Annotated in this window: 17 protein-coding genes; 11 read left to right on the top strand and 6 right to left on the bottom strand. The window is 60.7% G+C overall.

Annotation, left to right across the window (positions count from 1 at the left end):
• Positions 1–199: 199 nt before the first annotated feature.
• Entirely contained in the window at positions 200–514 is a 315-nt protein-coding gene (locus JJN09_RS16220; RefSeq protein WP_249482629.1) for a hypothetical protein, read from the top strand.
• Positions 515–577: 63 nt separating this feature from the next.
• On the opposite strand, the gene JJN09_RS16215 is transcribed toward JJN09_RS16220, so the two are convergent.
• Positions 578–826, bottom strand: a complete 249-nt coding sequence (locus JJN09_RS16215; RefSeq protein WP_249482628.1) for a hypothetical protein — start codon at positions 824–826, stop codon at positions 578–580.
• A gap of 403 nt (positions 827–1,229) precedes the next feature.
• Here JJN09_RS16215 and JJN09_RS16210 point away from each other — a divergent pair, with 403 nt between their 5' ends.
• Positions 1,230–2,069, top strand: coding sequence for a 23S rRNA (adenine(2030)-N(6))-methyltransferase RlmJ (locus JJN09_RS16210; RefSeq protein ID WP_249482627.1), 840 nt, complete (start codon positions 1,230–1,232; stop codon positions 2,067–2,069).
• A 140-nt stretch (positions 2,070–2,209) separates the two neighbouring features.
• Here the strand turns inward: JJN09_RS16210 and msrA are convergent, their stop codons facing one another.
• The 5 genes from msrA to aceE form a co-directional block, all read right to left on the bottom strand.
• Positions 2,210–2,875, bottom strand: coding sequence for a peptide-methionine (S)-S-oxide reductase MsrA (gene msrA / locus JJN09_RS16205; protein ID WP_102620170.1), 666 nt, complete (start codon positions 2,873–2,875; stop codon positions 2,210–2,212).
• Positions 2,876–2,982: 107 nt separating this feature from the next.
• Complete coding sequence (locus JJN09_RS16200; RefSeq protein WP_249482626.1) at positions 2,983–5,679, bottom strand: bifunctional diguanylate cyclase/phosphodiesterase; 2,697 nt, start codon at positions 5,677–5,679, stop codon at positions 2,983–2,985.
• A 239-nt stretch (positions 5,680–5,918) separates the two neighbouring features.
• Positions 5,919–7,316 (bottom strand): alkaline phosphatase D family protein, encoded by a 1,398-nt coding sequence (locus JJN09_RS16195; RefSeq protein WP_249482625.1) that lies wholly within the window; start codon positions 7,314–7,316, stop codon positions 5,919–5,921.
• A 278-nt stretch (positions 7,317–7,594) separates the two neighbouring features.
• Positions 7,595–9,562: a dihydrolipoyllysine-residue acetyltransferase gene (gene aceF / locus JJN09_RS16190; RefSeq protein WP_249482624.1), complete on the bottom strand. Its 1,968-nt coding sequence runs from the start codon at positions 9,560–9,562 to the stop codon at positions 7,595–7,597.
• Between the two features lie 11 nt (positions 9,563–9,573).
• A complete protein-coding gene (aceE, locus tag JJN09_RS16185) occupies positions 9,574–12,219 on the bottom strand; it encodes a pyruvate dehydrogenase (acetyl-transferring), homodimeric type (RefSeq protein WP_249482623.1) in 2,646 nt (881 codons plus the stop codon).
• Between the two features lie 262 nt (positions 12,220–12,481).
• On the opposite strand from aceE, the gene JJN09_RS29670 reads away from it, so the two are divergent.
• The 9 genes from JJN09_RS29670 to JJN09_RS16145 are packed head-to-tail and all read left to right on the top strand — an operon-like array spanning position 12,482 to position 22,554.
• The gene (locus JJN09_RS29670) at positions 12,482–12,607 is read left to right on the top strand and encodes a hypothetical protein (protein WP_255261909.1); all 126 of its coding nucleotides are present in this window, start codon (positions 12,482–12,484) and stop codon (positions 12,605–12,607) included.
• Positions 12,604–15,543 carry a bifunctional [glutamate--ammonia ligase]-adenylyl-L-tyrosine phosphorylase/[glutamate--ammonia-ligase] adenylyltransferase gene (gene glnE, locus JJN09_RS16180; protein WP_249482622.1) on the top strand — a complete coding sequence of 980 codons (2,940 nt, stop codon included), beginning with the start codon at positions 12,604–12,606 and terminating at the stop codon, positions 15,541–15,543. The genes JJN09_RS29670 and glnE overlap by 4 nt, the downstream gene beginning before the upstream one ends.
• Before the next feature lie 51 nt (positions 15,544–15,594).
• Positions 15,595–16,629 (top strand): lipopolysaccharide heptosyltransferase II, encoded by a 1,035-nt coding sequence (gene waaF / locus JJN09_RS16175; protein ID WP_249482621.1) that lies wholly within the window; start codon positions 15,595–15,597, stop codon positions 16,627–16,629.
• Between the two features lies 1 nt (position 16,630).
• Entirely contained in the window at positions 16,631–17,692 is a 1,062-nt protein-coding gene (gene waaC, locus JJN09_RS16170) for a lipopolysaccharide heptosyltransferase I (protein ID WP_085711109.1), read from the top strand.
• Positions 17,692–18,813, top strand: a complete 1,122-nt coding sequence (locus tag JJN09_RS16165; protein WP_249482620.1) for a glycosyltransferase family 4 protein — start codon at positions 17,692–17,694, stop codon at positions 18,811–18,813. The genes waaC and JJN09_RS16165 overlap by 1 nt, the downstream gene beginning before the upstream one ends.
• Entirely contained in the window at positions 18,814–19,620 is an 807-nt protein-coding gene (gene rfaP / locus JJN09_RS16160; protein WP_249482619.1) for a lipopolysaccharide core heptose(I) kinase RfaP, read from the top strand.
• Positions 19,620–20,354: a lipopolysaccharide kinase InaA family protein gene (locus JJN09_RS16155; protein ID WP_249482618.1), complete on the top strand. Its 735-nt coding sequence runs from the start codon at positions 19,620–19,622 to the stop codon at positions 20,352–20,354. Before rfaP ends, JJN09_RS16155 begins: the two co-directional genes overlap by 1 nt.
• Positions 20,351–21,103 carry a lipopolysaccharide kinase InaA family protein gene (locus JJN09_RS16150; RefSeq protein WP_249482617.1) on the top strand — a complete coding sequence of 251 codons (753 nt, stop codon included), beginning with the start codon at positions 20,351–20,353 and terminating at the stop codon, positions 21,101–21,103. Before JJN09_RS16155 ends, JJN09_RS16150 begins: the two co-directional genes overlap by 4 nt.
• Positions 21,103–22,554 (top strand): lipopolysaccharide kinase InaA family protein, encoded by a 1,452-nt coding sequence (locus tag JJN09_RS16145; RefSeq protein WP_249482616.1) that lies wholly within the window; start codon positions 21,103–21,105, stop codon positions 22,552–22,554. Before JJN09_RS16150 ends, JJN09_RS16145 begins: the two co-directional genes overlap by 1 nt.
• Positions 22,555–22,589: the final 35 nt, after the last annotated feature.

Raw genomic sequence — 22,589 nt, 5'->3', positions numbered from 1 at the left:
GAAGCCCTTTTATCGTTAGGCGCGTCAAGCTGCACCAGTCAGACGTCTTTGTCGTTTGAGTTTTTGGTGGCTGTGCGCGGGGCGCTTTCGAGTGCGCCGGGTGCCTAACGTCCCGGTCTTCCACACCTGCGTACAGCCGCCACCTAATGCGTGGAAGTGAGAGTTGGCGGCTCCATCCAATACGTTAGGAGTTAGTCCAGTGCCAACATTGAAACCCGATCCACCGTACGAACCCTTCATCCCCCACCCCAGCAACCGCCTCATGGCGCTGACCAGCAACTGCAACGACATGCCCACCCTGTTCATCGACACCCACGCCCCGCTCGATATCCTGATGGACGCCGCCAACTACCGCATTCGTGCGGTCATCCAAGTCCTGGAAAATATGTGCATGCGCGGCTCGGTCGAGTGCGACTCGGTCATCCTCAGCGACTTCGCCCAGCTCTGCGTGATTCCGCTGCGCGATGGCTGTGATGTGTTGGATGTGATTGGCAAGAGATTGCGCGCCTGTTGAGAGCACTTTGTGGCGAGCGGATAACTCCACTCGCCACAGGGTTCCATCGTGACGGACGCACCTTCAGGCAATCTTTGTAACCTCAGTCACGAATGTTCCGGCGTTGCTACGCGCGACCTTATAGCTGACTTTGTCGCCGACGCCGACTTCAGGTGATGTGTGCGTCTCTACAGTCAAGGTCACACCACCATCGTCGGGCGTTATTCCGATTGCGTAAATCAAATCTATAGCTCCCGTGAATCGGTTGAACTTTGAGACGTCGTTTACTGAAGCAACGGTGCCGGTTCCCGTGGTTGTATTAGAGTTGGGCATTTGTTAGTTCCTTTTCGAGAGTAATTGAGACTGCTCGAGCGTTGATGGCTAGTCGTTCAGTCGACTCATTGGGCGCCGTTTTTCGGCGATAGGGATACTGTCAAAGTTGACAGGTATGGGGTCCGAACCATTGAAAAAGGTTGCCGCTTGTCTGAATCCGGTCGTGTTCGCTAACTGGCTGAAGGAAGTAGCTGATGACGTGTGGGAGTTGTACCTTTGCAGCTTCTGTTCAGGCAGGTTTGAATGCGATGCCAAACGCGTATCAAGCCTGTAAAAGGTGTAAACCATGTCCCCGGTCTAATGTGTAAAGGATGTACCCGACAGCAAGACCACCCACTCAGCCCCCAACCCCTGACTTGCCGCCCGGTAAAAGGTAAACTTCCCGGCCTGCTCAGGAGCAACCATGAATTATCGTCACGCCTTCCATGCCGGCAATCACGCCGATGTGTTCAAACACCTGACCTTGACCCGCCTCATCGCCCTGATGTCGCGCAAGGAGCAGCCGTTTGCCTATCTCGACAGCCACGCCGGCATCGGTCTGTATGACCTGCAGGGCGATCAGGCCAACCGTACCGGCGAGTACCTGGAAGGCATCGCGCGTTTGTGGGATCAGCCGGATCTGCCGGCGCTGACCGCTGACTACATGAAAGTGCTGCACGAGATGAACCCGGATGGCCAGTTGCGCTTTTACCCGGGTTCGCCGGAGCTGGCGCGGCGTCTGACCCGACCGCAGGATCGGGTGATGCTCAACGAGAAGCACCCTGAAGACGGCGTTTTGCTCAAGGACAACATGGCCGGCGATCGTCGGGTCAAAGTGCATCTGGGCGAGGGCTGGCATGTCGCCCGCGCGATGTTGCCGGTGCAGGAAAAACGCGCGGTGATGTTGATTGATCCGCCGTTCGAACAGCTCGATGAAATGCAGCGTTGTGCGGCGTCGATGAAAGAGGCAATCGGCCGGATGCGCCAAACCGTGGCGGCGATCTGGTATCCGGTGAAGGATCAGCGCGCGTTGCGTCGTTTCTATCAGGATCTGGCCGGCACCGGTGCACCGAAGTTGCTGCGGGTCGAGCTGCTGGTGCATCCGCTGGACACGCCGAACAGCCTGAACGGCTCCGGGATGGCGATTGCCAATCCGCCGTGGGGGCTGGAGGAAGAATTGCGTGAGCTGCTGCCGTGGCTGTCCAAGAAACTGGGCCAGACCCAGGGTGGGTGGCAGATGGATTGGTTGATCGCCGAGAGCTGATCGGTGGGTTTAACGGTGTCTGATCGGACGCCTTCGCGGGCAAGTCGAATCGTCGCACCGCCACTCCCACAAGGTCGTGCGCGATTCCAGAATCTGCGCGAACCCTGTGGGAGCGGGCTTGCCCGCGATGCTTTTAGGACTCAGTTGCCTGCCAGACTCGGTGGCATGCAAACGCCGGTGCCGCCAATCCCGCAGTAGCCTTCCGGATTTTTCGCCAGATACTGCTGGTGATAGGTCTCGGCGAAGTAAACGGTCGGCGCCTGTTCGATTTCGGTGCTGATCTCACCCAGGCCCGCCTTCGACAATTCCGCCTGATAAACGGCTTTGCTCTTCAGCGCTGCATCCAGTTGCTCCGGGTGGGTCGCATAGATCACCGAACGGTACTGGGTGCCGATGTCATTGCCCTGACGCATGCCCTGCGTCGGGTTGTGCAGTTCCCAGAACATTGCCAGCAGCTCTTCGTAGCTGACTTTGTCTTTGTCGAAAACCACCAACACCACTTCCGAGTGGCCGGTCAGGCCCGAGCAGACTTCTTCGTAGGTCGGGTTCGGCGTGAAGCCACCGGCGTAACCGACCACGGTGCTGACCACGCCTTCACGCTGCCAGAAGCGGCGTTCCGCACCCCAGAAGCAGCCCAGTCCGAAGATCGCGAAATCGACGTCCTGAAAGAACGGGCCAAGCAGCGGCGTGTCTTTGAAGACGAAATGGTTTTCAGGCAGGGTCATTGCCGTTTCGCGGCCAGGCAGAGCTTGTTCTTTAGTCGGTAGCACGTTTTTGTTCACCAGAATTTCCGAGCGCAGAACCATGATCGTTCCTCTCAGTCAGGATGGGATGTCAATTACACAGACCACCAGTGTGCCCAATGATGCCCAGTTAATCACTAGTCAAAATGTGCGGGCACTTTGGTAGTGGTTTACAGCGGGAGAGGACCGCGCGGGTAGCGCTTGAGCGCCTGGATCAGCTCGCCGCCCGGAATCGGCCGGTCAAACAGGTAGCCCTGGCCGACGTCGCAGCGGTGCCGGCGCAGGAACGCCAACTGCTCGGCGGTCTCGATGCCTTCGGCCACGACCTTGAGTTTCAGGTTGTGGGCCATGGCGATCACGGCGGAGGTGATTTCCATGTCGTCCTGGTTGTCCGGGATTTCGTGGATGAAGCTGCGATCGATCTTGATGATGTCGATCGGGAATTTTTTCAGGTAGCTGAGCGACGAGTAACCGGTGCCGAAGTCGTCCATGGCCAGGGTCAGGCCCAGACGCTTGAGCTGGTCGAGTTGCAAGTGGGTGTCTTCGGTGGCTTCCAGCAGCAGGCCTTCGGTGAGTTCCAGCTCCAGCAGATTGGCCGGCAGCGCTTCTTCCTTGAGGATGTTGGCGATGGAGGCCACCAGATCCGGGTCGGAGAACTGCTTGGGCGACAGGTTGATCGCCACTTGCAGGTTGCCCATGCCGGCGGCGGTCAGCGCTTTGCTCATGCGGCAGGCCTGGCGGGCGATCCACTTGCCGATCGGAATAATCAGACCGGTTTCCTCGGCGACGCTGATGAACTGGTCCGGGCGAATCATGCCGCGCTCCGGATGATTCCAGCGCAGCAGCGCTTCCATGCCCAGCAGCCGCCCGCTGCGCAGGCACAGCTTGGGCTGGTAGAACACGTCCAGCTCGTTCTGGGTCAGGGCGCGGCGCAGGTTGTTCTCGACGAACAGTTTGTAACTGGCCTCGGCGTTCAGCGCTTCGGTGAACACCTGCACCTGGTGTTTGCCGTTGGCCTTGGCCTTGTGCAGGGCGAGGCCGGCGTTGCGCATTAGAGTCTGCGGGTCGCGACCGTGCAACGGCGCGCAGGCCAGGCCCACGGAGCCGGTGACACTGATCAACTGGTTGTCGACGAACATCGGTTTGTCGAGGGTCAGCAGCAATTGGCTGGCGATCTGTTGACCGGCTTCGAGGTCGGTGTTGTCGAGCAACACCGCGAACTCGTTACTGGCGAATCGCGCCAGGCTGCCGCTCGGGCTCAGGCTGTTACGCAGACGCCGGGCCAGGCTGATCAACAGTTTGTCGCCGGTCTGGTGGCCGAGGCTGTCGTTGATCCGCTTGAAGTTGTCGATGTCCACCAGCAGCAGGCTGATCGGGGTATCGCTGTCTCGGGCGAAGCGTTCATCCAGGTTGCGGATAAATGCAGGCCGGTTACCGAGATTGGTCAGGTTGTCGGTGTAGGCCAGGCGCTCGATGCGCTGCTGCGCCAGTTTGGTTTGGGTGATGTCTTCGTAGATGCCGATGTAGTGCGTCAGCTCGCGGTTGTCGCCGTAGACCTTGGAGATCGACAACTGGCCCCAGTAGGGTTCGAGGTTTTTGCGGCGGCTCTTGAATTCGCCCTGCCAGCTGTTGCTCTTGGCCAGCGCCGAAGGCGCGTCGAACAGCAGTTCGCTGAGGTTCTCCAGGGCCGGCAACTCCGACAGGCGCTGGCCGTGGACTTCCTCGGTGGTGTACTGGGTGATCGCGGTGAAGCTCGGGTTGACGTACTCGACCACACCGTCGCAATTGACCAGCAAGAAGGCGTTGGCGCTTTGCTCGACCGCACGCTGGAACAGGTGCAGGGCGCTGGTGGCGGTGCGGCGGTTGTGGTTATTGATGACCTGGGCGAACTGGTCGGCCAGCTCCCCGGCAAAGGCGATTTCGTCGGACTGCCAGGCGCGGGTGACGCCGGTCTGCTCCAGGCACAGCACGCCGACCACCTGGCCGTCGACACGGATACTGGCATCGAGCATGGCGTTGACGTCGCGCGGGCGCAGGGCCTCGGCCATTTCCCGGGTACGCGGGTCGCGCATCGCATTGTGTGCGTCGATGGCGCGGCTGCCGTGCAGCGCGTCCATATAGTCGGGGAAGCCGCTGACATCGATCACGTCCGGCAGGATGTATTCCTGGGTGGCGCGGTGATAGGCGGAAATCGGTACCAGCTTCTGGCCTTCGAGGTTCCACAGGCTGGCGCAGTCGATTTCATAGATATCGCAGGCGCAGCGGGTGATCAGTTCGGCGGCTTCTTGCAGGGAGTTCTGGCTGCTGTAGCGCTGGCGGGCCAGCAACAGGATCAGGTCCTGCTGGGCGCGTACCCGCTCCAGATGTTGCAGCTGTTCCTGCTGGGCACGCTGATTGAGCTCAAGGGCGATTTGCAGGCGCGAGTTCTGGGTTTCCAGGTCGACGGACGGCAATGCTGGCGCCTCGTCGAACACGTCGTCGACCGCCAGCAGGTAACCGCGCAGCAAGTGGCGGTTGTGCTGTTTGTAGGCTTCACCGAGTTCGAGAATGCTTAGCGCGCCGGCGGCGGTGTGCAAGGTATAGCGCACCAGATAATGCGGGCTGTCGCGTAGTTGTTGCTGGATCGCGTCGTGCAACTGATAGCGCGCTTCGGGCTCCATCAGGCTGGCGTAGGGCGAACCGACCAGCGCGCAGAGTTCTACGGCGGGCTGGCCGAACTGGCGTTCACAGTTGGGGTCGAGAAACAGCATCGCCCAACTGGCTTCATTCAGGCGCTCGAAACGCAGCATGCCGAGCCGCGAGGGCACAGGCAACTGCGTCACTACCTCGGCCACCATACGGCTGGCGGCATCGGGTTGGCTCTTCATGAAGGGAACTCGCTTGGAAATTTGCTGAACGCGCCGGGCTCTCGCCCTCTTTACTGTTGCCTGCGGCAAGGTTGCATCATTGCGGCACCGACTGACAAGAGACATGAAGGCCAAGTGCTATAAGAATATGTCGGCTGCAGTGAACATTTCTCCAGCGGTTGCCGGAAAGTAATGCTATCAAGCGTGGAGAGGGCCGTTCCAGAGCCTTCCGGCTTCCGGAACGGTCGTGCCACTGGATTTCATCGCAACGGAATATCGATGGATTGCAGGTGCCTGCCATCCCGATCGTGATAGTTGACCTGGATCCGCCCGGTCTCGACCACCATGTGCGCAAAGTTGTCCTGGCTGATGACTTGACTGGTCAGTTCGTGCCGGTATTCGCCTGCCTCGGTTTGCGCCAGCGGCTGGTCGAGCGTAAAGGTCGCTGCGGTGGCGTAGGGCAACAGTTTGCTGTTGCTCAACGGTGAAGACACGACGGTGTGTACTTCGAAGTCCGGGTCTTCGCTGTGGCTCAGGCGACTGGTCAGTGAGCCATGCACATCGCCGGAAATGAACACGACGTTTTTGAGTCGATGCCGGCGGATGGTTTCCAGCAGGCGCAGGCGCTGTTCGGGGAAGCCCGCCCACGCATCATCGCCGTTCATTTTGCGGTCGGGGTAGAACATGACGCTGGTGACCACGAACTTGACCCGCGCCGGGCTTTCGACCAGCCACGTGCACAAGGCCTGTTCCTGTTCTTCATCGAGGATGCGGCGGTTATCGGTCGACAAGTTGCGGCGAGTTCGACTATCCGTCACAAACCATTCGATATCGCCGTCGCTGAATTGATACCAGTAGTGCTTAAGTAAAGTACGGTCGATTGTGCCGTTAGTTGTTGATGAATAAACCGGGCTGTGACTGGCTTGATAGAATTCGTAAGCCGTCATTGCATTGCGAAATAGTGTTTCATCGGACGCGTTGGCGTTCATTGGCCAGTTATCTTCTATTTCGTGATCGTCCAGGATCATGTAAGTCGAAGTGCCGGACATCAATCGACGAATATTAGGCTGAGAAAATGCTGCACGATACTTTGCAATGAACTCGTCATAGTCGCGGTCCGGGGCGAACAGGTTCAAGTCGTCCGCGTAGATCTGATCGCCACACATCATGATGGCGCTGATCGCCGGTTTTGCGCCCTCGATCAACTGGCTGATAGACGCGAAGATCCGGTCGCCCAGATGCGGGAGGACCGGGATGCCGGAGGTCATGCGCAGGTAGCGACAGGACCCGAGGATGTAGGCACGAGGCTGCAAGGGCTGATGGCTGCGGGTGCGCAGGCGATACGTCTCCCGTGGCCATTGCAGCGGCAACTCCGCCACGCTGTGGATGGTGTGGACGGGACTCATCGGGCTGAACCAGCCGGTCTGGTATTCGTAGTCGGTGTCGGCTTGCAAATGATCGAGCACCAGCACTTCAGTCATGTCGCGGGTTGAATCCAGTTTGACAAACTGGCCTGTCTGCCATTGTTTCGAATCCAGTGCGCGGTAACGAATGCCGGCAAATACGGCAGCGTTATGTTGCCGTCCGCCACGAATAAAGATTCGCGCCTGGTTAGTTGTCATGTGGCCAATGATCGGGCCGACAGTAGGTTTCAGCATGTTCGAATCCATTCGAATAAATAAGGTTATGAATAAAGTTAACCAGTTTTATTGGTGCAACTTTGATTCGCCAAGGTTAGTTGCCTGTCGCTGAAAAATATCGACAGGAAGTGGACTCAAGTCGTGGCTTATATCAGCGCAAGTTGTGGGAAAAATGCAGGCGAACGTTATTTCAGGCAAAAAAAAGCCCCGCCAAACTGACGGGGTTGAGGTACGAGCGTGTGGCGCTCGAAAACGTGGAACCCGGTCGGCCCTCCGTTGCCGGAGGGCCGAGCGGTTTACAGCAGGATGGTGCGGATGTCCGCCAGCAGGCTGCTCAGACGCTGGGTGAAGCGTGCGGCAGCAGCGCCGTTGATCACACGGTGATCGTAGGACAGCGACAGTGGCAGCATCAGTTTCGGCTGGAAGGCTTTGCCGTCCCAGACTGGCTGGATGGTTGCCTTGGAAACACCGAGGATCGCCACTTCCGGCGCGTTGACGATCGGCGTGAAGCCGGTGCCGCCAATGTGGCCGAGGCTGGAAATGGTGAAGCAGGCGCCTTGCATGTCGTCAGCGGTGAGCTTCTTGTCGCGGGCCTTGGCGGCCAGCGCAGCGGCTTCGGCTGCCAGTTGCAGCAGGCTCTTCTGGTCGACGTTCTTGATCACCGGTACCAGCAGGCCATCCGGGGTGTCGACGGCGAAGCCGATGTTCACGTACTTCTTGCGGATGATCGCCTTGCCGCTAGGTGCCAGCGAACTGTTGAAGTCCGGCAGTTCCTTGAGCATGTGCGCGCAGGACTTGAGCAGCAGCGGCAGGATGGTCAGCTTGACGCCGGCTTTCTCTGCAACGGCTTTCTGAGCGATACGGAACGCTTCCAGCTCGGTGATATCAGCCGAATCGAACTGAGTCACGTGCGGGATGTTCAGCCAGCTGCGGTGCAGGCTCGACGCGCCGATCTGCATCAGGCGAGTCATCGGCACTTCTTCGATTTCGCCGAAACGGCTGAAATCGACGACCGGAATCGGCGGAATGCCCGCGCCACTGGTTGCACCAGCAGCAGCGGCCGGAGCTTCCTTGGCCTTCTGCATCATGGCTTTGACGTAAGCCTGCACGTCTTCTTTCAGGATGCGACCGTGTGGACCGCTGGAGCCGACAGCATTCAGCTCGACGCCGAACTCACGAGCCAGTTGACGCACGGCAGGGCCGGCGTGAACTTTGGCGCCAGGCTTGGCTGGAGCAGCAACCGGAGCGGCAGCCGCAGGTGCAGGTGCAGGTGCAGCCGGAGCAGCTGCGGCTGGCGCCGGAGCGCTCGGAGCAGCAGCGGCCGGTGCCGGGGCAGCAGCGGGAGCGGCGCCTTTGACTTTCAGCTTGAGGATCAGGTCGCCGGTGCCGACTTCGTCGTCCAGCTTGATGGAAATGCTTTCCACCACGCCAGCGGCAGGCGACGGGATTTCCATGCTCGCCTTGTCGGATTCCAGAGTGATCAGCGACTGGTCGGCTTCAACGCTGTCGCCAGCCTTGACCAACACTTCGATGATCTTGGCCTTGCCGGCCGAGCCGATGTCCGGGACGTGGATGTCCTGAACGCTGTCGGCCACCGGTGCGGCAGGTGCAGCGGCCGGAGCCGGCGCAGCGGCAGCGGCTGGAGCAGCAGCCTGGGCCGGAGAGGCCGCAGCAGGGGCCGCAGCACCCGCCACTTCCAGATCCAGGATCAGGTCGCCAGTGCCGACTTCGTCGTTCAGCTTGACGCTGATGGCCTTGACCACGCCAGCGGCAGGCGACGGGATTTCCATGCTCGCCTTGTCGGATTCCAGGGTGATCAGCGACTGATCAGCCTCGACTTTGTCGCCAACCTTGACCTGGATCTCGATGATCTGGGCCTTGCCCGACGAACCGATGTCCGGCACGTGCACTTGCTGAACCGAAGCGGCAGCAGGCGCAGCGGCTGGCGCGGCAGCAGCAGGAGCGGCAGCCGGCTTGGATTCAGCTTTGGCAGCAGGAGCAGCGGCAGCCGCTGGGGCCGCAGCAGCGGCGCCTTCGACTTCCAGTTCCAGCAGTTCGTCGCCTTCTTTCAGGCGATCGCCCAGCTTCACTTTCAGGCTCTTGATGACGCCGGCCTTCGGGGCCGGCACTTCCATGCTGGCCTTGTCCGATTCCAGAGTCAGGATGCTCTGGTCGGCTTCGATACGGTCGCCGACCTTCACAAACAGTTCAATTACTTCACCTTCACCGCTGCCGATGTCAGGTACGCGAATGAGTTCGCTCACAGAGTTTCTCCTCAGCAGTCCAGTGGGTTGCGTTTTTCCGGGTCGATGCCGAACTTGGTAATGGCCTCGGCCACGACTTTAGGTTCGATATCGCCACGGTCAGCCAGTGCTTCCAGGGCTGCCAACACCACGAAATGACGGTCGACTTCGAAGAAATGACGCAGTTTCTTGCGGCTGTCGCTGCGGCCGAAACCGTCGGTGCCCAGGACTTTGAATTCCTTGGACGGTACCCACTGACGGATCTGCTCGGCGAACAGTTTCATGTAGTCGGTAGAGGCGATGACCGGACCTTTACGGCCGCTCAGGCACTCTTCAACGTAGCTCTGCTTAGGCTTCTGGCCAGGTTTCAGACGGTTGCTGCGCTCTACGGCCAGGCCGTCGCGACGCAGTTCGTTGAAGCTGGTGACGCTCCACACGTCGGCACCGATGTTGAACTCTTCACGCAGGATCTTCGCCGCTTCACGGACTTCACGCAGGATGGTGCCGGAGCCCATCAGCTGTACGTGGTGCGCCGCATCGCGGGTGTCTTCTTCCAGCAGGTACATGCCTTTCTTGATGCCTTCTTCGGCACCGGCCGGCATGGCTGGCTGCTGGTAGGACTCGTTCATTACGGTGATGTAGTAGAAGATGTCCTGTTGCTCTTCGGTCATCTTCTTCATGCCGTCCTGAATGATCACCGCCAGCTCGTAGCCGTAGGTCGGATCATAGGTGCGGCAGTTCGGGATGGTGGCAGCCAGCAGGTGGCTGTGACCGTCTTCGTGCTGCAGGCCTTCACCGTTCAGGGTGGTACGGCCGGCGGTGCCGCCGATCAGGAAGCCACGGGTGCGGCTGTCGCCGGCAGCCCAGGCCAGATCGCCGATACGCTGGAAGCCGAACATCGAGTAGAAGATGTAGAACGGCAGCATTGGCTGGTTGTGGCTGGAGTACGAAGTACCGGCCGCGATGAAGGAGCTCATGGCGCCCGCTTCGTTGATGCCTTCTTCAAGGATCTGACCTTTCTGGTCTTCCTTGTAGAACATCACCTGGTCTTTATCGACTGGCTCGTAGAGCTGGCCGACGGACGAGTAGATGCCCAGCTGACGGAACATGCCTTCCATACCGAAGGTACGGGCTTCGTCCGGGATGATCGGAACGATGCGCGGGCCGATTTCCTTGTCCTTGACCAGTTGCGCGAGGATCCGCACGAACGCCATGGTGGTGGAAATTTCACGGTCGCCGGAACCGTCGAGGATCGCCTTGAGGGTATCCAGATCCGGAGTCGGTACGCTGAAGCTCTGTGCACGACGCTGAGGGACGAAACCGCCCAGTGCAGTGCGACGCTCTGCCAGGTAACGGGCTTCGGCGCTGTTTGGCTCCGGCTTGAAGAACGGCAGGTTTTCCAGCTCTTCGTCTTTCACCGGGATGTCGAAGCGGTCGCGGAACAGCTTCAGGCTGTCGACGTCGACCTTCTTGGTGTTGTGCGCGGTGTTCTTCGCTTCGCCCGCACCGGTGCCGTAACCCTTGATGGTCTTGGCCAGGATGACGGTCGGTTGTTCTTTGTGGTTGACCGCTTCGTGGTACGCCGCGTAGACCTTGTACGGGTCGTGGCCGCCACGGTTGAGTTTCCAGATCTCGTCGTCGGACAGGTCTGCAACCATCGCCTTGAGTTCAGGCGTGTTGAAGAAGTGTTCACGCACGAACGCGCCGTCTTTGGCTTTGTAGTTCTGGTACTCGCCGTCGATGACTTCGTCCATGCGGCGTTGCAGGATGCCGTCGACGTCCTTGGCCAGCAGTGGGTCCCAGAAACGGCCCCAGATGACTTTGGTCACGTTCCACTGAGCACCGCGGAACACGCCTTCGAGTTCCTGGATGATCTTGCCGTTGCCGCGAACCGGGCCGTCGAGGCGCTGCAGGTTGCAGTTGATGACGAAGATCAGGTTGTCCAGCTTCTCGCGGCCGGCCAGGGAGATTGCGCCCAGGGATTCCGGCTCGTCGCACTCGCCGTCGCCCAGGAAGCACCAGACTTTCTGTTTGCCCGGCTGGATGAAACCGCGGTGTTCCAGGTACTTCATGAAGCGAGCCTGGTAGATCGCCTGGATCGGGCCCAGACCCATGGATACAGTCGGGAACTGCCAGAAGTCAGGCATCAGCCAAGGGTGCGGGTAGGACGACAGGCCCTGACCGTCGACTTCCTGGCGGAAGTTGTTCATCTGGTCTTCGGTGATGCGACCTTCCATGAACGCACGGGCGTAGACGCCTGGCGAGGTGTGGCCCTGGAAGTAGATCAGGTCGCCGCCGTGTTCGTCGGTCGGGGCCTGGAAGAAGTAGTTGAAACCAATGTCGTACAGGGTCGCGCTGGAGGCGAAGCTGGAGATGTGACCGCCCAGGTCAGAATCTTTCAGGTTCGTACGCATTACCATGGCCATCGCGTTCCAGCGTACCAGCGAGCGAATGCGGCGTTCCATGAACAGGTCGCCAGGCATGCGTGCTTCGTGGGTAACGGGAATCGTGTTGCGGTAAGGCGTGGTGATGGCGTAAGGCAGTTGCGAGCCGCTGCGGGTCGCGAGTTCGCCCATACGGGTCATCAGATAGTGAGCACGGTCTTCGCCTTCTTTGTCGAGAACCGATTCCAGGGCGTCCAGCCATTCCTGGGTTTCGACGGGATCGAGGTCTTGCATGGCTTGCTCCAGGGCGGAAAGGCTTCCAGAATCGGTTGCCTGAGTTTGCGACTGGCCTTGTGGGCAGACGATTTAAAATTCTTGGATTGCCGACAGGTTGTTCCGGCGGCGTGTAGTTTTACTACAAATCATCCGGCATTTCAGCCTTTCGAATGTATAGACGAGTAGTAAAACTACAGATGAAAGGCTTGTGGCCTCCGACTGCGTTGTGAGAATAATCGTTAAGGTTGCTCTTTAGCCATCCGAAAAAGGTGAAAGTTTGATGCTGGCTGCCAAAGAAAAAGAAATTTCAGCTATTTCTCACTTTTGTTCGACAGTCCTTCGCGTAGCGGTTTTTCAATCATCACTACAAGCGGCCATTTACACGCCGATCAAGGATAGACCATGACCCTGCCCGCGCTTGCCGAACTGCCCGCCATTCTCCTGCCGTTGGTCAGCCGATCCGAGCAGTCGTTCCGTACGGCCGTCGCTCAGCTTGAAGATGATCAAGGCTTCTCCACCTGGACCCCGGAGCGTTGGGCGCAGTTCGCCCGCGTCACCGCCGCCAGCGATTTCGTGATTGAACAGAGCGTTCGTGACCCTTTGATGTTGTTGTCGCTGGTGCAGTCCGGCGAACTCGACCGGCCGTTCGCCCCCGGCGAACTGTGCGGGCAGATTGCGGCGGCGGTCAGCACCGCGCAGAGCGAGGATGAGCTGGGTCGGGTCCTGCGCCGTCAGCGCGCCCGTCATCAGGTGCGGATCATCTGGCGCGACCTGACTCGCCAGGCCGATCTGGTGCAGACCTGCCGCGACCTCTCGGACATGGCCGACGCCAGCATCGACCAGGCCTATCAATGGCTGTACAGCCGCCATTGCGAACAATTCGGCACGCCGACTGGCCGGCGCAGCGGCGAACCGCAGCAAATGGTCATCCTCGGCATGGGCAAGCTCGGCGCGGTCGAGTTGAATCTGTCTTCGGACATCGACCTGATCTTCGCCTACCCCGAGGGCGGCGAAACCGTCGGCGTGAAACGGGCGCTGGATAACCAGGAGTTTTTCATTCGCCTCGGCCAGCGCCTGATCAAGGCCCTCGACCCGATGACCGTCGACGGCTTCGTGTTCCGCGTCGACATGCGCCTGCGCCCGTACGGCTCGTCCGGCGCGCTGGTGTTGAGCTTCAATGCGCTGGAGCAGTATTACCAGGATCAGGGCCGCGACTGGGAGCGCTACGCGATGATCAAGTCGCGGGTGGTGGCCGGCGATCAGGTGGCCGGGGCGCAGTTGCAGGAAATGCTCCGGCCGTTCGTGTACCGGCGCTATCTGGACTTCTCGGCGATCGAAGCGCTGCGCACCATGAAGCAGCTGATCCAGCAGGAAGTCCGGCGCAAGGGCATGGCCGACAACATCAAGCTCGGCTCCGGCGGCATTCGCGAGGTCGAGTTCATCGCTCAGGCCTTTCAGCTGATCCACGGCGGTCGTGATCTGAGCCTGCAACAGCGGCCTCTATTAAAGGTGTTGAGCACGCTGGAAGGGCAAGGTTATCTGCCGCCGGCGGTGATCAGCGAGTTGCGCGAAGGTTACGAATTCCTGCGCTACACCGAGCACGCGATCCAGGCGATTGCCGACCGCCAGACCCAGATGCTGCCGGACAGCCCGCAGGATCAGGCGCGTATTGCGTTCATGCTCGGTTTCGCCGACTGGGACGCCTTCCATGAAAAGCTGATGTTCTGGCGTGGCCGGGTGGCCTGGCATTTCGCTCAGGTCATCGCCGATCCTGATGAGGAAGAAGGCGCCGACTGCGAAGTGGTGGTCGGCGGTGAATGGCTGCCGCTGTGGGAAGAGGCTCAGGACGAAGAAGCCGCTTGCCGTCAGTTGGAAGAAGGCGGTTTTGCCGACGCCACCAAAGCCTTGAAAGCGCTGGCCGGTCTGCGCAGCAGTCCGCAGCTGCGGGCGATGCAGCGTCTGGGGCGCGAACGTCTCGACGCCTTTATTCCGCGCCTGCTCGCCCAGGCGGTGGAGCATGACAACCCGGATCTGGTACTTGAACGGGTTCTGCCGCTGGTCGAAGCGGTGGCCCGGCGTTCGGCTTACTTAGTCTTGCTGACGGAAAACCCCGGCGCGCTGCGGCGCTTGCTGACGCTGTGCGCCGCGAGCCCGTGGATCGCCGAGCAGATCACCCGTTTCCCGCTGCTGCTCGATGAGTTGCTCAACGAAGGTCGCCTGTTCAAGCCGCCCTTGGCACCGGAACTGGCCGCCGAATTGCGCGAGCGCCTGACCCGGATCCCGGAAGACGACCTCGAACAACAGATGGAAGCCCTGCGCCATTTCAAACTGGCGCACCGCTTGCGTGTTGCAGCCTCGGAAATCTCCGGCAGCCTGGCGTTGATGAAAGTCAGCGATTACCTGACCTGGCTGGCGGAAGCGATTCTCGAACAAGTGCTGGCCCTGGCCTGGCGCCAGACCGTGGCCAAGTACGGCACGCCGCTGCGCACTGACGGCACGTTGTGCGATCCCGGCTTCATCATTGTCGGTTATGGGAAAGTCGGCGGGATCGAGTTGGGGCATGGTTCGGACCTGGATCTGGTGTTCATCCACGACGGCGATCCACAGGCTGAAACCGACGGGGCGAAACCCATTGATGGCGCGCAGTTCTTTACCCGGCTCGGCCAGCGGATCATTCACTTGCTGACGGCGCAGACCAACTCCGGCCAGTTGTATGAAGTGGATATGCGTCTGCGACCGTCGGGTGCGTCGGGGCTGTTGGTCAGTTCGCTGGGGGCATTTGCCCGCTATCAAGAAAATGAAGCCTGGACGTGGGAGCATCAGGCTCTGGTGCGGGCGCGGGTGCTGGTGGGCAGTCAGGATGTCGGCCAGGCGTTCGAGAAAGTACGGGCTCAGGTGCTGGGCAAGGCGCGGGATCTGGCGAAACTGCAACAGGAAGTGAGCGAGATGCGCGCCAAGATGCGCGATAACCTCGGCAGCAAGAGCACTGCCGCCGGTACCGGGGCAAATGCCTTCGACGCCACGGCGCCGTTCGACCTCAAGCAGGACGCCGGAGGTATCGTCGATATTGAATTTATGGTGCAATACGCGGCCCTGGCGTGGTCGCAGACCCACCCGCCGTTGCTGCGCTGGACGGACAATATCCGCATTCTGGAAGAGCTGGAACACGAGGGGCTGATGCCCGTCGAAGACGCCAGCCTGTTGCGCGAGGCCTATAAGGCCTATCGTTCCGCCGCCCACCGGCAGGCCTTGCAGAAGGATGCCGGGGTGATACCGGGCGATCAGTTCGCGGACGAACGGCGGCAGGTGATGCGGATCTGGCGCGAGCTGGGGCTAAGCTGATTCTCGAGACGGGGAGGCGTAAAGCCTCCCCGGTTCGTTTTTGGAAACCACATGAATATTCTGATCGTTGGGCCCAGTTGGGTCGGTGACATGGTGATGGCGCAGACACTGTTTCAGTGTCTCAAGCAACGCCACCCGCAGTGCGAAATCGACGTGCTGGCCCCCGAGTGGAGCCGGCCGATCCTTGAGCGCATGCCCGAAGTGCGCAAGGCCTTGAGCTTTCCGCTCGGCCACGGCGCGCTGGAGCTGGCGACCCGCCGGCGGATCGGCAAATCCCTGGCCGGCCAGTACGATCAGGCGATCTTGCTGCCGAACTCGCTCAAATCCGCGCTGGTGCCGTTCTTCGCCGGCATCCCGAAACGCACTGGCTGGCGGGGCGAATTCCGCTACGGCTTGCTCAATGACGTGCGCACGCTGGATAAAGAACGTTATCCGCTGATGATCGAGCGTTTCATGGCGTTGGCCTATGAGCCGAACGCCGAGTTGCCGAAACCGTATCCGCGCCCGAGCCTGCAAATCGACCCTGTGACCCGCGAGGCCACATTGGCCAAGTTCGGCCTGACCCTCGATCGCCCGGTGCTGGTGTTGTGCCCCGGCGCCGAATTCGGTGAAGCCAAGCGCTGGCCGTCCGAGCATTACGCCAAGGTCGCCGAGGCGCGCATCCGCGAAGGCTGGCAGGTCTGGCTGTTCGGCTCGAAGAATGATCACGCCGTCGGCGAAGACATCCGCGCGCGTTTGATTCCGGGCCTGCGCGAAGAGTCGGTGAACCTCAGCGGCGGGACTTCGCTGGCCGAAGCCATCGACCTGATGTCCTGCGCCGACTCGGTGGTCTCCAACGACTCCGGCCTGATGCACGTTGCTGCAGCGCTGAATCGTCCGTTGGTGGCGGTTTACGGTTCGACTTCGCCGGGGTTTACCCCGCCGCTGGCCGAGCACGTGGAAATCGTTCGCCTGGGCCTCGATTGCAGCCCTTGCTTCGATCGCACCTGCCGTTTCGGCCATTACAACTGCCTGCGCCAGCTGATGCCGGAAGCGGTCAACGATGCCTTGCAGCGTTTGCAGGGCTCTGTGGTCGAGGTTCATTAACTTGCGGGTATTGCTGATCAAGACCTCATCGCTGGGCGACGTGATTCATGCGTTGCCGGCGTTGACCGACGCAGCCCGGGCGATTCCCGGGATCAAGTTCGACTGGGTGGTGGAAGAAGGCTTTGCCGAAATCCCGACCTGGCACCCGGCCGTGGGCAAGGTGATTCCGGTGGCGATCCGTCGCTGGCGCAAAAACCTCTGGAAAACCATTACCAGCGGCGAGTGGAAGCGCTTCAAGCAATCCGTTCGGGCAAACAAATATGACCTGGTGATCGACGCGCAAGGCTTGCTGAAAAGCGCGTGGCTGACCCGCTATGTCAAAGCACCGGTGGCTGGCTTGGACAAGGGCTCGGCCCGCGAGCCGATCGCTGCGCGTTTTTATGATCGCAAACTGGCGGTGGCTCGTGGTCAGCACGCCGTCGAGCGCGTGCGCCAGTTGTTCGCCATTGCATTGGGTTATGACCTGCCCAAAGGCCTGGGCGATTACGGCCTCAATGTCGAGCGTCTGGTTGAATTGCCACGCAAGAATGCTTACGTGGTGTTCCTGCATGGCACCACCTGGGACACCAAGCACTGGCCGGAAAGCTATTGGCGTGAGTTGACCGAACGGGTCGGCTACCTCGGCGTCGGGATCAAGCTGCCGTGGGGCAACCCGCTGGAGAAGGCCCGGGCCGAGCGCATCGCTGCCGGCTTCAAGCATGCCGAAGTGCTGCCGAAACTGAACCTGGCCGGGGTCGGCAAGGTGCTGGCCGGCGCTCAGGCCTGCGTCGCAGTGGACACCGGTCTCGGCCATCTGGCCGCTGCGCTGGACGTGCCGACGATTTCGCTGTTCGGCCCGACCAATCCGGGCCTGACCGGCGCCTACGGCAAGTTGCAGATTCACCTCGGTAGCGATTTCCCGTGCGCGCCGTGCCTGCAAAAGAAATGTACGTATCAACCGACCGCGCAGGATGCCCGTCAGTTTGACCTGAAACGCGAGTTGCCTTTGTGCTTCACGCGTCTGAATCCCGAGCGTGTCGCCAGCCGACTGAGCACGTTGTTGATGGCTGAGGAGCTGCGTTGATGCAATTGGCATTTGTCCTTTACAAGTATTTCCCGTTCGGTGGTTTGCAGCGCGACTTCATGCGCATCGCCCTCGAATGCCAGAAGCGTGGCCATAAAATCCGCGTCTACACCCTGATCTGGGAAGGCGACGTGCCGCCCGGTTTCGAAGTGCTGGTGGCACCGGTCAAGGCGTTCTTCAACCATCGCCGCAACGAGAAACTCAGTGCGTGGATGGAAGCGGACCTGGCCAAGCGCCCGGTGGATCGCCTGATCGGCTTCAACAAGATGCCGGGGCTGGACGTCTACTACGCTGCCGACGGCTGCTTCGAGGACAAGGCGCAGAACCTGCGCCACTCGCTGTACCGTCGCTGGGGTCGCTATCGCCACTTCGCCGAGTACGAGCGCGCGGTGTTCGCCAAAGACGCCAAGACTGAAGTGCTGATGATCTCCGAAGTGCAGCAGCCGCTGTTCATCAAGCATTACGACACGCCGCTCGAACGTTTCCACCTGCTGCCGCCGGGCATCGCCCAGGATCGGCGGCGTCCGGCGGATGCCGACGAGATTCGCGCCGGTTTCCGCACCGAATTCAACCTCAAGGACGACGAACTGTTGCTGGTGCAGATCGGCTCCGGATTCAAGACCAAGGGCGTCGATCGCAGCCTGAAAGCGCTGGCCGCATTGCCCGCCGAGCTGAAGAAACGCACCCGGCTGTTTGTAATCGGTCAGGATGACCCCAAATTGTTCCAGATGCAGAGTGCAACTTTGGGGCTGGGCGACAACGTGACGTTCCTCAAGGGGCGCAGCGATATCCCGCGTTTCCTGCTCGGCGCCGATCTGTTGATCCACCCGGCGTACAACGAAAACACCGGTACGGTACTGCTTGAAGCGTTGGTCGCCGGGTTGCCGGTGCTGGTCAGCGCGGTCTGTGGTTACGCCCACTACATTGCCGAGGCTGATGCCGGGCGCGTGCTGGACGAACCGTTCGACCAGGCGCAACTGACGCAGTACCTGACTGACATGTTGAACGACGACGCTGCACGGGCGGCCTGGAGCCGCAACGGTCTGGCCTTTGCCGAGACGGCCGACCTCTACAGCATGCCGCAGCACGCGGCCGATGTGATTCTGGCGGAGCACGCTTAAATGAAGTTGATGCTGGCTGAACCGTTCAAGAGCCTCTGGGCTGGCCGCGACGCGTTCGCGGAAGTCGAAGGCTTGCAGGGCGAGGTGTACCGCGAGCTGGAAGCCCGCAGGACTTTGCGCACGGAAGTCGACGGCAACGGATTTTTCGTCAAGATCCACCGTGGCATTGGCTGGGGCGAGATTTTCAAGAACTTGCTGACCGCCAAGCTGCCGGTGCTCGGCGCGGGTCAGGAATGGAAGGCTATCCAGCGTCTGCAGGAAGTCGGCGTGCCGACCATGACCGCCGTCGCGTACGGTGAGAAGGGCAGCAACCCGGCGGATCAGCATTCGTTCATCGTCACCGAAGAGCTGGCGCCGACCGTCAGCCTCGAAGACTTCAGCATCGACTGGATCAAGCAGCCGCCGCAGCCAAAGCTCAAGCGCGCGCTGATCGCCGAAGTTGCACGCATGACGGGCATGATGCACCGCGCGGGGGTCAACCACCGCGACTGCTACATCTGCCATTTCCTGCTGCACACCGACAAACCGGTCACCCCGGAAAATTTCAAACTCTCGGTGATCGACCTGCACCGCGCCCAGACCCGTCCGGCGATCACTCAGCGCTGGCGCAACAAGGATCTGGCGGCGCTGTATTTTTCTGCGCTGGATATCGGCCTGACCCGTCGCGACAAGCTGCGTTTCCTCAAAGGTTACTTCCAGCAACCGTTGCGCCAGATCCTGGCGGAAGAAGCGCCGTTGCTGAGATGGCTCGAAGGCAAGGCCAACAAGCTCTACGAGCGCAAGTTGCGCTACGGGGATGCGCTCTGATGGCGGGTTGGAATCTTGAACCCGAATACAGCGACCTCGCAGCGGATTTCGGCAGCCTTGAAGCGGTATTCGCGCTTGAAGGCGAGCGTCTGACTCGCGATCCGCTGTCAGAAGTCATCCGCGTGCAGCGCAACGGCGTCAATTACTACGTCAAACGCTACGTTGGCGCCGGCAAGGGTTTGCGCCGTTACCTCGGCAAACCGCGGGTGAAGATGGAGTGGCAGAACCTCAAGCGTTTCGCCAAGTGGGGCATTCCCACCGCCGAAGTGGTGGCCTGGGGTCTTGAGCGCAATGGCATGGCCTACGATCGCGGGGCGATGATTACCCGCGAACTGCCGCGCACCGAGGACCTCTCGGCGCTGGCCGAGCGCAACGATCCCAAGCTCAAGGATCACGCCTGGGTCGACGGCATCAGCCGGCAGTTGGCCAGCTATACCCGGACGATGCACGACCATCGCTTCACTCATAACGATCTGAAGTGGCGCAACCTGCTGATCGACGATCAGGCGCAGCTTTTTCTCATCGACTGCCCGAACGGCGATTTCTGGCGCGGTTTCTGGCTCAAGTACCGGATTACCAAGGATCTGGCCTGTCTCGACAAGGTTGCCAAATATCACCTGTCGAACACCCAGCGCCTGCGCTTCTACCTGCAATACCGCCAGCGTGACCGGCTCAATGCCGCCGACAAGAAACGGATTCGTCACGTGGTGAGATTTTTCGAGGGACGCGAATGACTGATTTTCTCGCCGCTGAAGACCGTGCGCTGCTGGAGCGCCACGGTCTCGGCACGTTCGACGCGCTGTGGGCCAAGCAGCTCGAGGCGGTGGATGAGCCGAACACCGACGGCGGTGGCTGGAGCAGCGTGTTCCGGCTCGAACTCGAAGGCCACGGCTATTACCTCAAGCGTCAAAGCAACTACCTGACCCGCACCTTGCACGCGCCGTTTGGCGAGCCGACGTTCGCTCGGGAGTTTCGCAACATCAGCCGCTATAACCAGCTCGGCATTCCGGCGCTGCAAGCGGCGTTTTTCGGCCAGCGCAAAGTCAGCGGCGAAGTGCGCGCGATCCTGCTGACCCGCGCCCTCGACGGCTGGGATGACCTGGATTCGCTGCTGCAGCGCTGGTCGAGTCTCGAAGTCACGCAGCAATCGGCGATTCTCAAGGCCTGCGGCCAACTGGCGCGTCGCCTGCACGGTGTGCGTCAGATCCACGGTTGTTTCTATCCCAAGCACATTTTCTTGCGTGCCGAGGGTGCCGGGTATCAGGCGCAGCTGATCGACCTGGAAAAGACCCGGCCCTTGCTGTTCGGTCAGCGTGATCGGGTCAAGGACCTGGAGCCGCTGCTGCGTCGGGCGCCGGAGTGGAACGAGGCTCAGCTGCGCGAGTTGCTGGCGGCGTATCTCGATCAGTCGGTCGACAGTTCGCTGGTCGATAGCTGGGTCACGCGGCTGACTGCGCGGCGTAGTCGCAAGGAGACGCGCTGATGCAGTTGTCCGACCTGAAAAACGCCGGACGTACGCCGAGCCTGCCGCTGACGGTTTCGCTGGCCGATGCGGCGGGTGTCGCCGATTTGCAATTGCTCAGCCTGTTACGGGTGTTGCCGGGGCAGCGCTACGTCGGTGCCGGCGTGTGGCGCGGGCGTCCGGTGCTGGCCAAGTTGCTGGTCGGCAGCAAGGCTGCACGGCATTTTCAGCGTGAACTGGAGGGCGTGAAGCTGCTCGCTGCCCAGTGCATGACTACGCCGCTGCTGCTGGCCGATGGCCTGAAGGACGGCGAGGGTGGCTGGCTGCTGTTCGAGTTCCTCGAAGGCGCCGAAAGCCTCGGTGATGCCTGGAGCAAGGTCGAGTCCTTGCCGTTGTTGGCTGACGAACAGTCGGCGGTACTGGCCGAGGCGCTCGGTGCTATCGGCCAACTGCACGGCAAAGGTCTGTGGCAGGAAGACCTGCACCTGGACAACCTGCTGCGCCATGGCGGCCAGTTGTACCTGATCGATGGCGCCGGCATCTGTGTGGAAAATGCCGGTATGCCGTTGTCCCGACAGAAAGTGCTGGAGAACCTCGGGGTGTTTTTTGCCCAGTTGCCCAAGTCGCTCGAGCCGTTCACCGAAGAATTGCTGGTGTATTACCTGTTGAGCAACAGCGAGCACGCGCTGCCGCTGGAAGCCTTGCAGAAGCAGATCGACAAGGTGCGTGCCTGGCGGTTGAAGGATTTCCTGATCAAGGTCGGTCGTGAATGCACGTTGTTCAGCGTGCGACGCGGGGCCTTTGGCCTGCGCTCGATCCGTCGCGAAGAAGAACCCGCGATGCTGCCGGTGCTGGAGCAGGCCGATGCCTTGCTTGACCAGGGTCATTTGTACAAGACCGGCGGCGCGGCCAGCGTCGGCAGGGTCGAAGTGGCCGGGCGCCCTCTGGTGATCAAGCGTTACAACATCAAGAATTTTGCCCATTGGCTCAAGCGTTTCTGGCGCCCGAGCCGTGCGTGGCATTCCTGGCGCGAAGGCAATCGCCTGGCGTTCCTCGGTATCGCCACGCCCAAACCGCTGGCGGTGCTGGAAACACGCTTCTTCTGGTTGCGCAGCAAGGCGTACCTGATCACCGAGTACCTGGCCGGGCCGGACATCATCGAGCGTTTTGCACCGTACGTTGAAAGCGGCGAAGCGCCGGAAGCCGAGTTGCAGGCACTGGATCAGCTGTTTGCACGGTTGATTGCAGAGCGCATCAGTCATGGCGACTTCAAGGGCCACAACCTGTTCTGGCATGAGGATCGCTGGGCGCTGATCGATCTGGATTCGATGTGTCAGCACGGCTCGGCGGGCAGCTTTGCTCCGGCCTATGCCAAGGATCGTGCGCGGTTCATGCGCAACTGGCCTGAGAGCAGCGCGCTGTATCAAGTGATTGATCAGCGTTTGCCCAAGGATGTGTCGGACGCAGCGTGATTTCTTTCGCTGGTCGGTAAGACGTTTCCGCAATA

This window comes from Pseudomonas sp. HS6 (assembly GCF_023375815.1).
GTDB lineage: Bacteria > Pseudomonadota > Gammaproteobacteria > Pseudomonadales > Pseudomonadaceae > Aquipseudomonas.
This window is presented reverse-complemented; position numbering and strand designations above follow the sequence as displayed.